At 70.9% G+C, this 15,601-nt stretch carries 12 protein-coding genes; 9 read left to right on the forward strand and 3 right to left on the reverse strand.

What is annotated here, in order from left to right; translation table 11 throughout:
- Nucleotides 1–171: 171 nt before the first annotated feature.
- On the reverse strand, nucleotides 172–1,524 hold the full coding sequence (locus ACFSOX_RS04555; RefSeq protein ID WP_378476596.1) for a protoglobin domain-containing protein: 1,353 nt from the start codon (nucleotides 1,522–1,524) through the stop codon (nucleotides 172–174).
- 396 nt (nucleotides 1,525–1,920) lie between these two features.
- Between ACFSOX_RS04555 and ACFSOX_RS04560 the strand changes: the two genes are divergently transcribed.
- From ACFSOX_RS04560 to ACFSOX_RS04580, 5 genes are all read left to right on the forward strand, one after another.
- Nucleotides 1,921–3,771: an SUMF1/EgtB/PvdO family nonheme iron enzyme gene (locus tag ACFSOX_RS04560; RefSeq protein WP_378476597.1), complete on the forward strand. Its 1,851-nt coding sequence runs from the start codon at nucleotides 1,921–1,923 to the stop codon at nucleotides 3,769–3,771.
- A 169-nt stretch (nucleotides 3,772–3,940) separates the two neighbouring features.
- Entirely contained in the window at nucleotides 3,941–5,467 is a 1,527-nt protein-coding gene (locus ACFSOX_RS04565) for a sigma-54 interaction domain-containing protein (protein WP_378476598.1), read from the forward strand.
- Between the two features lie 192 nt (nucleotides 5,468–5,659).
- Nucleotides 5,660–6,481, forward strand: a complete 822-nt coding sequence (locus ACFSOX_RS04570; RefSeq protein ID WP_378476599.1) for a beta-keto acid cleavage family enzyme — start codon at nucleotides 5,660–5,662, stop codon at nucleotides 6,479–6,481.
- 9 nt (nucleotides 6,482–6,490) lie between these two features.
- Nucleotides 6,491–7,435: a 3-hydroxyacyl-CoA dehydrogenase family protein gene (locus ACFSOX_RS04575; RefSeq protein WP_378476600.1), complete on the forward strand. Its 945-nt coding sequence runs from the start codon at nucleotides 6,491–6,493 to the stop codon at nucleotides 7,433–7,435.
- A gap of 40 nt (nucleotides 7,436–7,475) precedes the next feature.
- Nucleotides 7,476–8,822 (forward strand): short-chain fatty acid transporter, encoded by a 1,347-nt coding sequence (locus tag ACFSOX_RS04580; protein WP_378476601.1) that lies wholly within the window; start codon nucleotides 7,476–7,478, stop codon nucleotides 8,820–8,822.
- A gap of 125 nt (nucleotides 8,823–8,947) precedes the next feature.
- Here ACFSOX_RS04580 and ACFSOX_RS04585 read toward each other — a convergent pair whose 3' ends face one another.
- Together ACFSOX_RS04585 and ACFSOX_RS04590 are read right to left on the reverse strand one after the other, a co-directional pair.
- The gene (locus ACFSOX_RS04585; RefSeq protein ID WP_378476602.1) at nucleotides 8,948–11,038 is read right to left on the reverse strand and encodes a methyl-accepting chemotaxis protein; all 2,091 of its coding nucleotides are present in this window, start codon (nucleotides 11,036–11,038) and stop codon (nucleotides 8,948–8,950) included.
- 182 nt (nucleotides 11,039–11,220) lie between these two features.
- Entirely contained in the window at nucleotides 11,221–13,320 is a 2,100-nt protein-coding gene (locus ACFSOX_RS04590; RefSeq protein ID WP_378476603.1) for a methyl-accepting chemotaxis protein, read from the reverse strand.
- A 210-nt stretch (nucleotides 13,321–13,530) separates the two neighbouring features.
- On the opposite strand from ACFSOX_RS04590, the gene ACFSOX_RS04595 reads away from it, so the two are divergent.
- The 4 genes from ACFSOX_RS04595 to ACFSOX_RS04610 all read left to right on the forward strand — a co-directional run bounded on the left by ACFSOX_RS04595 (nucleotide 13,531) and on the right by ACFSOX_RS04610 (nucleotide 15,585).
- A complete protein-coding gene (locus tag ACFSOX_RS04595; protein ID WP_378476604.1) occupies nucleotides 13,531–13,932 on the forward strand; it encodes a gene transfer agent family protein in 402 nt (133 codons plus the stop codon).
- A gap of 98 nt (nucleotides 13,933–14,030) precedes the next feature.
- Entirely contained in the window at nucleotides 14,031–14,171 is a 141-nt protein-coding gene (locus tag ACFSOX_RS04600; RefSeq protein WP_378476726.1) for a rcc01693 family protein, read from the forward strand.
- Complete coding sequence (locus ACFSOX_RS04605) at nucleotides 14,164–14,787, forward strand: phage tail tape measure protein (protein ID WP_378476605.1); 624 nt, start codon at nucleotides 14,164–14,166, stop codon at nucleotides 14,785–14,787. Before ACFSOX_RS04600 ends, ACFSOX_RS04605 begins: the two co-directional genes overlap by 8 nt.
- Before the next feature lie 159 nt (nucleotides 14,788–14,946).
- Nucleotides 14,947–15,585, forward strand: a complete 639-nt coding sequence (locus ACFSOX_RS04610) for a phage distal tail protein, Rcc01695 family (protein WP_378476606.1) — start codon at nucleotides 14,947–14,949, stop codon at nucleotides 15,583–15,585.
- The last annotated feature ends 16 nt before the right edge of the window (nucleotides 15,586–15,601 follow it).

A 15,601-nucleotide genomic window follows, 5' to 3' on the forward strand; every position in this document is an offset into this window, starting at 1 on the left:
CCGCGGCGCGAGGCCGCGGCGAAACGGTCGCGACGTACCGTTCGCGGCTGTGGCGACGTCCGACTGCACGGGCCGGTGGGCGGCGCGTGCATACAAGGACGCTGGAGCGGCCGTGTCGTGGCTCGTGGCCGGCGGCGTGGCCGACGCCGTTGGTCGACCCCGCCGGAGCGATCAGGCCGCCTTGCCGCCGGTGAGCGAGGCGAGGAAGCGCGCCACCTCGCTCTTCAACCGTCCGCTCTCGCCGGCGAGCGAACGGGCCGCGTCGTGGACGTTGCTGGCCGCGGTCCCCGAGTCGACCGCGCGGGCGTTGACGTCGCTGATGCTGGTCGCCACCTGGGCGGTGCCGGCCGCGGCCTGCTGGATGTTGCGGGCGATTTCGCGCGTCGCGGTGCCCTGCTGCTCGGCGGCGGCCGCGATGGCGGCGGCGATATCCGAGATCTGCGCGATGGTCGCGCTGATCTCCTTGATGGCGGTCACCGAGTCGGTGGTCGCCATCTGCATGCCGGAGACCTGGCCGGAGATCTCCTCGGTGGCCTTGGCGGTCTGGGCGGCGAGCGCCTTGACCTCCTGGGCGACCACGGCGAATCCCTTGCCGGCCTCGCCGGCCCGGGCCGCCTCGATGGTGGCGTTCAGCGCGAGCAGGTTGGTCTGGTCGGCGACGCTCGTGATCAGCTTGACGACGTCGCCGATGCGGGCGGCGGCCTGCGACAGCGCCGTGATGCGCGCGTCGGTGCGCTCGGCCTGCTTGACGGCCTCGCCGGCGATGCGGCTCGATTCCTGCACCTGGCGGGTGATCTCCTGCACCGAGCTCGACAGCTCCTCGGCGGCGGCCGCCACCGTCTCGACATTGGTCGAGGCCTCCTCGGAGCCGGCCGCGACGGTCAGCGCCAGCGAGCGGGTGTCCTCGGCCGTGCGGGTGAGCTGGCGGGCCGAGTCCTCGAGGCCGTGCGAGGCCGACGAGACGGTCTCGACGATGCCGCCGATGCTCGCCTGGAAGTCGGCGGCGACGCGGTTCAGCGACTCGCGCTTGTCGCGCGCGCCGGCCTCGATATAGACCGAGATGGCGAAGTCCATGTCGATCATCGCGGCCTTCACGAGCGCGCCGATCAGCTTGGTGCGGCGCTCCGCCGCGGAGCCGAACCAGCCGTCCTTGAACTCGGTCTCGATCATCGCGACGAGCCGCACCATCACGTAGCTGTAGCCGCCGATGTACCAGCGCGGCTCCAGGCCGAGCTTGTTGTGGGTCTCGCCGATGCGCTTCACCGAGCGGACATAGTCGTCGCTGAAGTCGCCCTTGACGATGGTCGCCCAGTGCTCGAGCTGCTTCTGCTTGGCGTGGCGCTTGCGCGCGTCGCTCGCGAACATGCCCGACGCGTCCGGGAAGCGATCCACCTGGGCGTAGAACTGATCGAGAATGCCCGGCAGATGCTTCTCGACGAGGGGACGCATCTCGCGCAGCAGGTTGCGGGTCTCGTCGTCGATGTCGGCGAACTGCAGGCGGGCACGAATGTCGGCGTCGCTCATCGGGGGGGCCTTTTTCTCTTCGGCGCGAGTGCGGGGCGTCGGGAGGCTCACATTCCAAATGCAAGATGACAACCTCCGGTAAAAGGAGAATTAAAATAAAACTGATAGTCCATTCTGGTTGCTTATCCGAACACGAGCTAGCCGCGGCGCTGCCGCCGGCGTGGCTCCGCGTCCTTACGGAGTTGAACGGGCCTCGGCGCGCCCCAGATTCACGGTGAGTAGCCCTGCCCGCGGGGCCCGCGGCGGGCCGCTCCTGACCGCGCGAGGAGGCTCGCGATGCGGTGGCGTGAGATGGCGTGCCGGCCGCGGGTGCTGATCACGACCGGATGTCGCTCGACCGGGTTATCGACCGGGTTATCGCGTCCATGGCGCGGCGTCGCGGCGCGTCTGTCGCGGGTGTTCGCGGGGGCGGTCGCGCTGGTGCTGATCTGCCTGGCGACGTCGGCCGCGGCAGCGCCCGATCGGCGCGTCGCGCTGGTGATCGGCAACGACGCCTACGTCCATCTCGGGCCGGAGCGGCAGCTCAGGAACGCCGTCGCCGATGCGCGGCTGATGCGCGACACGCTCGCCGGGCTCGGCTTCGAGGTGATCTTCGTCGCCAATGCCGACCGCCGCACCCTGGTCGACCGCCTGTCCGATCTCGCCGCGCGGGTCGGGCGCGACGACACCGCCTTCGTCTATTTCGCCGGCCACGGGGTCGCGCTGTCGGGCGCCAATTATCTCCTGCCGTCCGACATCCCGGTGCCGCGCGCCGCCGGACGCGGCGAGGAGGGCCGGCTCGCCGAGCACGCGATCGCCGAGGCGAGCGTCGTCGAGCGCCTGGTGCAGGCCGGCGCCCGGGTGTCGATCGTGGTGCTCGACGCCTGCCGCGACAATCCCCTGCAGGGCAGCGACCGCCGCGCCGTCGGCGGCGCGCGGGGCCTGCTGCCGGGCGCCTCGGCGCAAGGGCTGTTCTCGATCTACGCGGCCGGCTTCGGCCAGTCGGCGCTCGACCGGCTGGGACCGGACGACCCGCATCCGAACTCGGTGTTCACCCGCGTCTTCGCCGAGACGCTGAAGACGCCGGGGCTCGACCTCAAGGCGGTGGCGACCGAGACGCGCCGGCGCGTCGTCGCGATGACCCGGGCGGTCGGCTACGACCAGTTCCCCGCCTATTATGATCAGATCGTCGGCGGCGACGTTTTTCTCGCCGGCGGCGATGCCGCGTCCGCGCCGGTCGCACGGCCGACGCAGCCGCAGGGCGAGGGACGGGATCGTGTCGCGGCGGTGGCGCCGCCGGTCGCCCCCGCCGCGCCGCACGAGACAGAGGCGACACCGGCGGTCGGATTCGCGGCGCCCCCGAAGATGCTCGCCGGGCCGCTGAGCGACGTGCAGGAGCGCGCGCTGGCGCCGGGCGACCGCTTCACCGACTGCCCGGGCTGCCCCGAGATGATCGTGGTGCCGCCCGGTCGCTTCGGCATGGGCTCGCCCGACACCGAGCCGCAGCGCACCGCCAACGAGGGCCCGGTCCAGGTCGTGACGATCGCGCGGCCCGTGGCGGTCGGCCGCAGCGAGGTGACGGTCGACCAGTACGCCGCCTTCGTGACGGCGACCGGCCGGCCGACCGCGTCGGCCTGCTACACGCTGGAGGACGGCAATGTGGAGGAGCGCGCCGGGCGCTCGTGGCGCGATCCGGGCTTTGCGCAGGCCGGCGACCATCCGGTCGTCTGCGTCGGCTGGCACGACGCCGCGGCCTATGCGGCGTGGCTGTCGCAGCAGACGGGCCGCGCCTATCGTCTGCCGAGCGAGGCCGAGTGGGAGTATGCGGCGCGCGGCGTGACGGCCGCGGGGCCGGCGCCACGTTATCACTTCGGCGACGACGCGGCGGCGATGTGCGGCTACGCCAACGCGGCCGACCTGACGCTGCGCAACGCGCTCGCGGGCCGCGGCCCGACCCTGTTCGTGCCGTGCCGGGACGACGCCGTCTACACGGCGCCGGCCGGCCGCTATGCGCCGAATGCGTTCGGGCTCTTCGACATGCACGGCAACGCGGCCGAGTGGGCGGCCGACTGCTGGAACGACGGCCATGCCGCCAGGCCGGGCGACGGACGGGCGCGGACGGACGGTGACTGCAGCCGGCGCGTCGTGCGTGGCGGCTCCTGGGTCGACGACGCCCGACGGCTGCGCGCCGCCGCCCGCATCATGAACAAGCCCGACGACCGCAGCGCGATCGTCGGGTTCCGGGTGGTGCGCGACCTGGTCCGATGAACGCCGGTCGTGGCGGCGGCGCCCTCGGTAGCGTCCCCAATTGATGCCGGGCCGTGGTGCCATAGTGTTCACCGGTCCCACCCGAGCCGGTCGTGGCGGTCCGGACGCCGGCGGCTCGCGCGTCCTCTCCGTCTCCGCGCCGGCGCCGCCGCCCGACCGGAGACGTGCCATGCTCGCGCCCGACGAGACCGATGCCGCCGCCATCCTGGACGGATTGATCGCCACGGTCGCCGGTCCGGGCGTGGCGGCGCTCGATCCGACCGCCCTGCGGCGCGATCTCGAGACGGTGCGCACGGCGCTGCGCCGGGCGCGCGAGCTCGACTTCCGGGAGATCGGCGATCATCTCTACGACGGCGTCTACATCGCCGACGGCAGCGGCCGCACCCTGTGGGTGAATCGCGCCTACACGCGCATCACCGGCATCGCGGCCGAGGAGATCGTCGGCCGCAACGTCGCGGATCTGCTCGCCGCCGGCCTCTACCGGAACGCCGTGACCCCGGAGGTGATCCGCCGGCGCCGTCAGGTCAACGCGGTCGGCGAGAGTGTGCGCAACGGCACCCGGATGCTGATCAGCGGCAATCCGCTGCTCGACCACGACGGCGAGGTCAAGATGGTGATCGTCGTCGATCGCGAGATCACCGACCTCTCCGTCATGCAGGCCGAGCTGGAGGCGACCCAGGAGAAGATGAAGGCGGTGGCCGACGCGACCGTGAAGACCAGCCGCGAGATCGAGCATCTGCGCCGCCAGGTGCCCAGCCACAGCCTGCTCGGGCGCAGCGCCGCGATCCGCACCGTGTTGACCCAGATCGAGCAGGTGGCCGACCTCGACGTGACGGTGCTGATCGGCGGCGAGACCGGCGTCGGCAAGGAGGTGGTCGCCGACGAGATCCACCGCCGCGGCAACCGTCGCAACCGCCCCTTCATCAAGGTCAACTGCGCGGCGATTCCGGCGAGCCTGCTCGAGTCCGAGCTGTTCGGCCACGAGAAGGGCGCGTTCACGGGCGCCGCCGGCGGTGGCCGCATGGGCCTGTTCGAGCTCGCCGACAAGGGCACGCTGCTGCTCGACGAGATCGGCGAGATGCCGATCGAGCTGCAGTCGAAGCTGCTGCGGGTGATCCAGCACAAGGAGGTCACCCGGGTCGGCGGCACCCGCCGGCAGCGGCTCGACGTCCGCATCCTCGCCGCCACCAACTGCGACCTGCGCGACCACGTCCGGCAGGGCCGGTTCCGCGAGGATCTGTTCTACCGGCTCGACGTGTTCCCCATCACGCTGCCGCCGCTGCGGCACCGGCCCGAGGATGTCGAGGTGCTGGCCGGGCACTTCCTCGGCACCGACAACGCCAAGTACGACAAGGCGGTGCGGATCAGCCGGCAGGCGCTCGACATGATGGCGCATTACGCCTGGCCCGGAAACGTGCGCGAGCTGCGCAACCTGATGGAGCGGCTGGTGATCGTCTCGGAGCGCGGCACCGTGATCGACGAGGCGCTGCTGGCACCGCTGCTCGACCTGCCGACCGGCGGCGGCGCCGGCACCGAGCGCAGCCTCCAGGCGATCGTCGCCGAGGCGGAGCGGCGCGCCATCGCGGGGGCGCTGGCGGCCGGCGGCAGCACCCGGCGGGCGGCCGACCTGCTCGGCATCGACCAGTCGACCGTGGTGAAGAAGGCCAAGCGCCTCGGGCTGCGCATCGCGCGATGATGTCCGTCATCGGGGCGATGCGGTTCGGCATCGCCGCCGTCTCCGCGTCGCGGTGCGGCCGGACGCGCCGCATCCCCGGATCGCGATGACGACGGTCATCGCCGGATGCCGAAAAGCCCTTGTGACGTCGTCGATCGCCGCTGGCTTTGGTCTTGCAGTCCGTCCTTTCGCACACTGCGAGGATCAGACCGCATGACCAGACAGATCATCACCGTCGCCACCACGGGCGCCTTTCCCACCAAGGAGCACAACCCCAACATCCCGCTGACCCCGAAGGAGATCGCCGCCGATGTTCACGAGTGCTGGCAGGCCGGCGCCGGGATCGCGCATCTCCACATGCGTGACGCGGAGGGCCGCGGCACCATGGACAAGGACCGCTTCGCCGAGACGGTGGCGCTGATCCGCGAGCGCTGCGACATCGTCCTCAATCTCACCACATCGGGCGACCTGAACGCCACCGACGAGACCCGCATGGCGCATCTGATCGCGCTCGAGCCGGAGCTCGCCTCCTACGACTGCGGCTCGATGAACTGGATGCACACGACGCTGTTCATCAACCATCCGAGCTTTCTGGAGGCGCTCGGCCGGACGATGGGCGCGCACGGCGTGCGGCCGGAGATCGAGGTTTTCGACGCCGGCATGTTCTACAACGCCCAGCACTACATGAAGAAGGGCGTGATTCCGTCGCCCGGCTATTTCCAGTTCGTCCTCGGCGCCGCCGGCGGCATCGCCGCGACGGTCGAGAACCTGGTGTTCCTGAAGGGCCTGCTGCCGGCCGACGCCAAGTGGTCGGCGTTCGGAATCGGCGCCGCGCATCTACCGATCCTCTACGCCACCATCGCGCTCGGCGGCAATGTCCGGGTCGGGATGGAAGACAACGTCTTCTACGCCAAGGGACGGCTGGCGAAGTCGAACGCCGAGTTCGTCGAGCGGGCGGCGCGGCTGATCCGCGAGGCCGGCAACGCGGTCGCGACCCCGGCCGAGGTGCGCGAGATCCTGGACCTGCGGCGCTAGGGGGCGACGATGATCAGAACCATCGGGGTCGTCGGCGCCGGGACGATGGGCCACGGCATCGCCGCGGCCTTCACGCTCGGCGGTTTCGACGTGAGACTCCAGGATCCGAGCGCGGCGGTGCTCGCTGCCGCCAAGCCGCTGATCCGCGAGGAGCTCGACCTTCTGGTCGAGGAGGCCTACGTCGACGCCGCGGCCGCGGCCGCGGCTCTCGACCGCATCGTGCCGGTCGCCGACCTGAGCGAGGCGGTCGCGCCGTGCGACTTCGTCGTCGAGGCGGCACCGGAACAGCTCGAATTGAAGCAGTCGCTGTTCGCCGAGCTCGACGCGATCTGCCGGCCCGACGCGGTGCTGGCCAGCAACACCTCGAGCCTGCCGCTCGACGCCATCACGGCCCGACTCGGGCCGGAGCGCCGGCGCCGCACCATGGTGACGCACTGGTACAACCCGGCGCATCTGATGCCGATCGTCGAGCTCTCCTTCTTCGGCAACATGCCGGAGGCGGTCTACGCCGAGATCGAGGCGCTGCACCGCGCCGTCGGCAAGCAGACCGTCAAGGTGCTCAAGGACGTGCCGGGGCTGGTCGCCAACCGCATCCAGCAGGGCGTCGCCCGCGAGGTGTTCTCGATCATCGAACAGGGCATCGCCGCGCCCGAGGACGTCGACCGCGCGCTGAAGTTCGGGCCGGCGTTCCGCTACGCCACCACGGGCCAGCTCGAGGTGGCCGACTTCGGCGGCCTCGATATCTGGTGCGTGGTCGGCGACAACCTGCTCGCCGTGATGGACGACTCCCGCCGCGCCAACGCGATGCTGCGGGCCAAGGTGCGGGAGGGAAAGCTCGGCCTCAAGTCCGGGGAGGGGTTCTTCACCTATCCGCCCGACCAGGTCGCGGCGATCCGCAGGCAGTTCATGCGCAAGCTCGTCCATCAGCTCAAGGCGTCCGCGTTCTACGCCTGAGCCGCGTCGGAACCGACAAGAACACACGAGGGAAAAACAGATGCTCTGGCGACTGTCGAAGTCGTTTCAATTCGCCGCGGACCGTTACATTCCGGACTCGTTCGTCTTCTGCGTCATCCTCACTCTGCTCGCCTATGTCTGCGGCCTGATGGTGAGCCCGGACAAACCTATGGGACTGGTGGTCGGCTGGTACAACGGCCTGTGGTCGATGATCGGCTTCGCCTTCCAGATGTCGTTCATGGTGGTGTGCTGCGGCGCCGCCGCCAAGGCGCCGCTGATCGAGCGCGGGCTCGCCGCGGTGGCCCGCCTGCCGCGGGCGCCGTGGGTCGGCATGATCGTGCTGCTCGTCTTCGGCTTCGTCTCCAGCCTGATCAACTGGGCGTTCTCGACCATCCTGACGCCGATCCTCGCCATGCAGCTGTCGCGCAACGTCAAGGGGATGCATTTCCCGCTGATGATCGCGGCCGGCTATGCCACGATGGTGATCGGCCAGACCTGGGGCCCGAGCGCCAGCGTCTACGCCCTGGTCGCCACCAAAGGCCACTTCCTGGAGAGCTCGATCGGCGTGTGGACCCAGGACCAGACGGTCTACAACCCGGTCAACACCACGATCTTCTTCATCATGGTGGTCACCGTGATCCTGATCGGTGTGTTCACCCGGCCGCCGGCCGAGGAGGTGATCGCCTTCGCGCCGAAGCAGGAGCCGGTTCCGGTCGTCGAGGCCGAGGAGGAGGCGGGCGAGCGGACCTTCGCGGACCGCATGAACGAGAGCCGCATCCTGATGCTGATCATCGGCGTTGCCGGCATCGCCGTGATCGTCGACAGCGTCGTCACCAAGGGACTGATGAAGTCGCTCGACTTCAACTTCGTGATCTTCCTGTTCCTGACCCTCAACGCGTTCCTGTACAACACACCGCGCCGCTTCGTCGCCGCCTTCAAGGACATGATGCGGCCGGCCGCCGAAGTGATGCTGCAGTTCCCGTTCTACGGCGGGATCATGGGCATGATGACCGCCTCCGGTCTCGCCAAGGTGCTGGCCGGGCTGCTGATCCAGGTCGCGACCGTCGACACCATCTATCTCTGGTCGTTCCTGTCGGCCTGCTTCATCAACCTGTTCATCCCGTCGCAGGGCGGACAGTGGATCGTCCAGGGGCCGATTCTCACCGAGGCCGCGCTCGCCCTGAAGGCGAACATGCCGCTGGTGTTCAACGCCTTCGTGCACGGCGACGAGGCCACCAACCTGATCCAGCCGCTCTACGTCATTCCGGCGCTGGCGCTGGTCGGCATGAAGCTCAAGGAGGTGTGGGGCTTCATGGCGTTCATCTGCATGTTCTGGATCGTCATCGTCGGCACCTGCTTCCTGGTGCTGCCGAAGCTGATGATGTGAGCGGGGCGGGTGCTCCGGCGGTGTCGCCGGGGCGGGCGCCGAGGTTGTTGGCACCAAGACGCGAAAGCCGGCGGTCTCGCGACCGCCGGCTTTTCTCCGAGGATTTGTGCGGCGTGCGGTGCCGTTCAGGCGGCGCGGATCTTCGTCAGGAAGGCGTCGACCTCGCCACGCAGCTTGTCGGCCTGGACGTTGAGCACCGCGGCGCTGGAGCGCACTCCCCCCGCCGCCGTGCCGGTCCGATCGGCGCAGCTGCGCACCCCGGCGATGTTCTCGGACAGGCTCTGGGTGCGGCGCGCGGCCTCCTGCGTGTTGCGGGTGATCTCGGCCGTCGCCGCACCCTGCTCCTCGACGGCGGCCGCGATCGAGCTCGCCACCGTCGACACCTCGGTGATGGTCGCGCCGATGCGCCGCATGGCGGCGAGCGCCCGGTCGGCGACCTCCTGGATGGCACCGATCTGGCCGGAGATGTCCTCGGTCGCCTTGGCGGTCTGGCCGGCGAGGTTCTTCACCTCGGAGGCGACGACCGCGAAGCCCTTGCCGGCCTCGCCGGCGCGGGCCGCCTCGATGGTGGCGTTGAGCGCCAGCAGGTTGGTCTGGCTGGCGATCGCCGTGATCAGGCTGACGATCTCGCCGATCTTGTGGGCCGCGTCGGTGAGGCCCTGCACGGTCGCGTCGGTCTCCTCGGTCTCGGCGACGGCGCGCTTGGCCACCACGGCGGCGTGGGTCACCTGGCGGCTGATCTCGCCGATCGACGACGACAGCTCCTCGGAGGCGGCCGCGACGGTCTGGACGTTCTGCGAGGCCTCGTCCGAGGAGGTCGCCGCGTCGCGCGCCTGGCCGTTGGTCTGCTCGGCCGTGGTGGTGAGCGTCTCGGAGGTGCGGCGCATCTCGCCCGCGGCGGAGCCGAGCGCCGAAAGCGCCTCGCCGATGCCGGTCTCGAACTCCGCGATGGCCTGCTCGATCGCCTGCTGGCGCTGTGCGGTGGTCTCGTGGCGGCGGCTCTGCTCCGCCTCGATGCGGGCCTTCTCGACCGCGTTCTGCTTGAAGGTGGCGAGCGCGGCGGCGAGGCTGCCGATCTCGTCCCGGCGGTCGAGATAGGGCACCTCGGTCGACAGGTCGCCGTCGGCGACCTGCACCATGGCGGTGCGGATGCCCTGCAGCGGCCGGATCACCCGGCGGCGCACCATCACGATGCCGCCGGCGGCGAGCGCGAGCGCCCCGACGAGCAGCGCGAGGCGGACGATCAGGGTGGTGCGGGCGGCGGCGACCTGCGCCTGGGCGTGGTCGCTCGCCGCGTCGAGCGCCGTCTCGGCGAGCGCGACGACGACCATCAGGCGCTGCGCCGCGTCCCAGGCGGACAGCGGCACGTCGAGCGGCTGGCCGGAGGCCGCGGCGGCGAGCACGCGCTCGCGCAGCGCGCCGAGCTCGGGGGCGAAGTAGGCGGCCTTCGCCTTCGCCATCGCGATCGCGACCGGCGAGCCGGGCGCGAGGCCGACGGCGGCGCTCTCCAGAAGCTGCCACGCCGCCTCGGTGCGGCCGACACGGGTGTGGACGGTCTGCACGGTCTCGGGCGGGATGCGGTTCTTGAAGGCGAGCGCGTTGCTGATCACGATCGAGATGTCGCCGCCCTCGGCGCGCACCAGCCAGGCCGCGTCCTTGATCGCCATCATCTGGTCGACGACCGCGTCCTCGTTGCGCGACTGGACCGTCAGCGTGTTGCCGATCGTGTCGAGCGTGCCGATCAGCGCGTTGGAGGTGGCGAGGAACTCCTTGGCGAGGCCCGGCTTGCGCTGCGCCTTCGGCTTGCCGAAGTCCTCCAGCGCCTGCTTGTCGAACGTGTCGATCGCATCGGTCAGCCGGGCGAGGTCGCCGACCAGCGCGTCGCGACCGGGAAAGTCGATCTTCGGCAGGATGGTCAGGGTCTCGCGCAGCGCCGGCATCGCCGTCGTGCGCGACTGTGCGATCAGCTTGAGCTGGCCCGGGTCCGGCATGCCGTCGGTGCTCAGCGCGCGGGCCGTGAACGACTGCTTGACCCGCAGGGCGGCCATCGCCCGGAACATCTGCCGGGACGCATCGGCCGTGTCGGCGAGGCGGGTGGCGGTGCGGTCGGTCCGCCAGGCCTCGAACGCCCCCGTCGCGAGGACGAGGACGATGATCGAGGCCATGAGCGCGATGACGGAGGTGAGAAGAACGTTGGTGGACAGTCGCGACGACATAGTGGGGGCACCCGTGTGTTGTGCCTGGAACCTTAGTTCCTTCGGATTAATCGGGGGTTACGCCACGGTCGGGACGAGCACCGTGCGGGCCGATACGGTCGTCCTGCACCCGTCGCCGACGCAAAAACACCCGCCGCGGGGCCTCGGCGGGTGTTTTCTGGTCGAGTTGCTGAAGGCTTGCTTCAGGCGGCGCGGATCTTTTCCAGAAAATCGTCGATCCGGTTCCGCAGCGTGTCGGACTGGGTCTTCAGGATCTCGGCGCTCGCCTTGACGCCGCCCGCCGCCGTGCCGGTCTCGCCCGCGCAGGCCTGCACGCCGGAGATGTTCTCCGACACGCTGCGCGTGCGGCGGGCCGCCTCCTGCGTGTTGCGGGTGATCTCGGCGGTGGCCGCGCCCTGCTCCTCGACGGCGGCCGCGATCGAGCTCGCCACGCTCGACACCTCGCCGATCGTCGTCACGATGCGGCGCATCGCGGCGAGTGCCCGGTCGGCCACCTCCTGGATCGCGCCGACCTGGCCGGAAATGTCCTCGGTCGCCTTGGCGGTCTGGCCGGCGAGGCTCTTCACCTCGGAGGCGACGACCGCGAAGCCCTTGCCGGCCTCGCCCGCGCGGGCGGCCTCGATGGTGGCATTGAGGGCCAGCAGGTTCGTCTGGTTGGCGATCGCCGTGATCAGGTTGACGATCTCGCCGATCTTGTGGGCCGCGTCGGTGAGGCCCTGCACGGTCGCATCGGTCTCCTCGGTCTCGGCGACGGCGCGCTTGGCCACCGTGGCGGCGTGGGCGACCTGCCGGCTGATCTCGCCGATCGACGACGACAGCTCCTCGGAGGCGGCCGCGACGGTCTGCACGTTCTGCGAGGCCTCGTCGGACGACGCGGCGGCGTCGCGCGCCTGGCCGTTGGTCTGCTCGGCCGTGGCGCCGAGCGTGTCGGAGGTGCGGCGCATCTCGCCGGCGGCGCTGCCCAGCGCCCCGAGCGCCTCGCCGATGCCGATCTCGAACGCCGCGATCGCCTCCTCGATCGCCACCTGGCGACGCGCGGCCTGCTCGCGGCGCTTCTCCTGCTCCTCCTCGAAGCGGGCCTTCTCGACGGCGTTCTGCTTGAAGGTGCCGAGCGCCGCGGCGAGGCTGCCGATCTCGTCGGTGCGGTCGAGATAGGGCACCTCGGTCGTGAGGTTCCCGTCGGCGACCTTCACCATCGCGGCCTGGATGCCCTGCAGGGGCCGGATCACCCGACGCCCGACCATCACGATGCCGCCCGCGGCGAGCGCCAGCGCGCCGACCACGAGGCCGAGGCTGATCCACAGATTGGTGCCGGCCGCCGCCACCTGGGCGCCGGCGTGATCGCCGGCCGCGTCGAGCGCCGCCTCGGCGACCTTGGTGAGCAGCAGGAGCCGCGGCACCGAGTCGAGCGTCCACTCGCCGACCGGAAGCGTGATCGGCTGGTCGGCGGCGCCCAGCATGGCGACGATGCGGTCGCGCTTGGCGACGAAATCGGCGCCGAGGAAGCCGTCCTTGGCGGGCCGGATGGCGGCCGTCACGGGCGAGCCCGCGGGCAGCCCGATCGCGGTCGCCTCCATCATGTCGAAGCCCGACTGGACGCGGCCGATGTTGCGCTGGAGCGTCGTCAGCGCGGCGGCGTCGAGATGCTTCTTGGCGGCGAGCGCGTTCGACATCGCCACCGAGATCTCGCCGCCGTCGACCCGCACCAGCCAGGCGGCATCCTTCAGGGTCATCATCTGGTCGATGAAGGCGTCGCGGCCGCGCGCCGCCGCGTCGATCGCCCGGCCGGCCTTCTCGATGACGGCGATCAGCGCCGTGGCGGTCGTCGCGAGCTCCTTGCCGAGATCGGCGCGGCGTTGCGCCTTCGGCTTCATGACCTCGGCGGCGGCCTCCTGATCGAGCGCCAGATAGGTCTGCGACAGCCGGGCGAACTCTTTCGCGAGCGCGTCGCGGTCGGCGAAGTCGATGGTCGGCAGCAGCCGCGACACGGTCCGCAGGGCCGGGCGGCCGGCCGTGCGGGTGTCCTCGATCTGCTTGAGCTGGGCCGGCTCGACGACGCCGTCGAAGGCGAGCGCCCGCGGGATCAGGGCGCGGCCGAGCCGCAGATTGGCGAGCGAGCGGAACAGGTCGTGCGACACCTCGGCCACGTCGGCGAGGCGTTCGGCCGTCGCCTGCCGACGCCAGGCGTCGACGGCGCCGACGGCGAGAACCAGAACCAGGATGGCCGACATCAGGAGGATGACGGATTTCAGAAGAACGTTCGACGAAACGCGATGAAGCATGGGGGACCGCTCTGCATTCGAGGCGGTGGAACTATGAAGTCAGTCCCTTAAGCGCTCGTGAAATCTGCGGTCGGCCGCAAAGCGTTTCGAATGACGTTCTTCCGTTGCCCGGATGAGCGCTGTCTAGCCTCTCTAGATCGATCTTACTATTTTTGGGCCGCCGACGGCACTGCTCCGCGCGCCGGCCGCCGCCCCACCGGAGACAACCACATGGCCAATCGACACCGCGGCGAGATCGAGGCCGAGCTCGGCGGCGTGCGCCGGCGCCTGGTGCTGACGCTCGGCGCGCTCGCCGAGCTGGAGAGCGCCTTCGGGGCGGACGATCTCGTCGCGCTGGCCGAGCGCTTCGCGACCGGCCGCCTGGCGGCGCGCGATCTGACGCGCGTCGTCGCCGCGGGACTGCGCGGCGCCGGCGACGGCGTGACCGACGCCGAGGTCGCCGCCATGACGACGCCGGGCGGGGCCGCCGGCTTCGTCGCGATCGCGGCCGACTTGTTGGCCGTGACGTTCGGCGAGGTCGCGCCCGCTGCACCACCGCGGTCGTTGGCGCCGGTGGGCGGGGCGGGGGCCGCCCCGAACCCTCCTTCGCCGCAGGACGCCGGCAGCCGCTGACCGGCACGTCGCCCGACCCGGCGCGCGGCCGCGCGCGGCGGGGCGCGCCGGCGGCGCCGTTTCCCTGGGACGAGGCGATCGGCCTCGGCCTCGGCGTCCTGCGGCTTTCTCCCGACGCCTTCTGGCGAATGACGCCGCGCGAGCTCGCGCTGGCGCTGCGGGCGCGTGGCTTCGGCCTCGCCGTCCCGATCGACCGCACCGCCTTCGACGATCTGATGAGGAGACATCCCGATGGCTGACGATCTCGACCCCTCCGGGCTCTCCCGGAGCCTCGCCGGCGATTTCGACGAGACCGAGCGGCGCGCCGACGCGCTGTCGCGGCGGCTCGTCGATCTGCAGATCAACGCCAAGGGGTTCTCCTCGGCGATGTCGGGCGCGCTCGTCTCGGCCGTGTCGGGGAGCAAGCAGCTCGACGACGTGTTCAAGTCGCTGGTGCTGCGGCTCTCCGATCTGACGCTGAAGTCGGCGCTGACGCCGCTGACGAGCGGGATCGCGAGCGGCCTGCAGGGCTTGCTCGGAAGCCTCACCGGCGGCGGCGCCGTGTCGGCGCGGCTCGGCGTCGGCGCGGCGAACGGCGCGATAAAGCCGTTCGCGGCCGGTGGCGTGATCGGCACGCCGACCTACTTCCCGCTCGCCGCCGGCGGGCTCGGGCTCGCCGGCGAGGCGGGGCCGGAGGCGATCGTGCCGCTCGCCCGCGCCGCCGACGGCCGGCTCGGCATCGCCGGCGGGGGGGGCGGCAGCACCCAGGTGACCGTCAACATCGCGGCCCGCGACCCGGCGAGCTTCCGCGGCTCCGAGGTCTACCTGACCGGCCAGATCGCCCGCGCCGTCGCCCGCGGCCGCCGCGGGATGTGAGCAGACGACGTTTTGCTGTTCTCGTCATGCCCGCGCTCGTCGCGGGCATCCACGTCTTCCTTGATGCTTGGAAGATCGTGGATGGCCGGGACGAGCCCGGCCATGACGACGACGATACACCACGGACCGCCGGGCGGTCGCTGATCATCAGGCAATGCCATGGCCGCGTTTCACGAAGTCCTGTTTCCGCTCGACGTCGCGCTGAAGAGTGCCGGGGGGCCGGAGCGGCGGACCGAGATCGTCACGCTCGGATCGGGGCGCGAGGAGCGCAACGCGCGCTGGGCGCATTCGCGCCGCCGCTACGACGCCGGCTACGGCGTCAAGACGCTCGCCGCGCTCTCCGCGGTCGTCGCCTTCTTCGAGGAGCGGCGCGGCCGCCTGCACGGTTTTCGCTGGCGCGACCGGGTCGATCATTCCTCCGCCGTGACGGGCGCGCCGACGCCGCTCGACCAGCCGATCGGCACCGGCGATGGATCGACCACGACCTTTCCGCTCGTGAAGACCTATGGCGGGCTGCACGCGCCGTATCGCCGGCCGATCGTCAAGCCGGTCGCCGGCAGCGTCTTGGTCGCCGTGAACGGCGTGGCGCAGGCGGACGGAACGCAGGTCTTCTGCGATCCGGCGACCGGCGTCGTGACGTTCCTGACCGGCCACGTGCCGGCGAGCGGCGCCGTGATCACGGCCGGCTTCCTGTTCGACGTGCCGGTGCGGTTCGACACCGACTATCTGGAGATCGACCTCTCCGCCTTCGAGGCGGGTGCGATTCCGACGATTCCGCTGATCGAGATCCGGCCGTGACGACACACACGCCTCA

It is taken from the genome of Rhodoplanes azumiensis (genome assembly GCF_042682915.1).
GTDB classification, from domain to species: domain Bacteria; phylum Pseudomonadota; class Alphaproteobacteria; order Rhizobiales; family Xanthobacteraceae; genus Rhodoplanes; species Rhodoplanes azumiensis.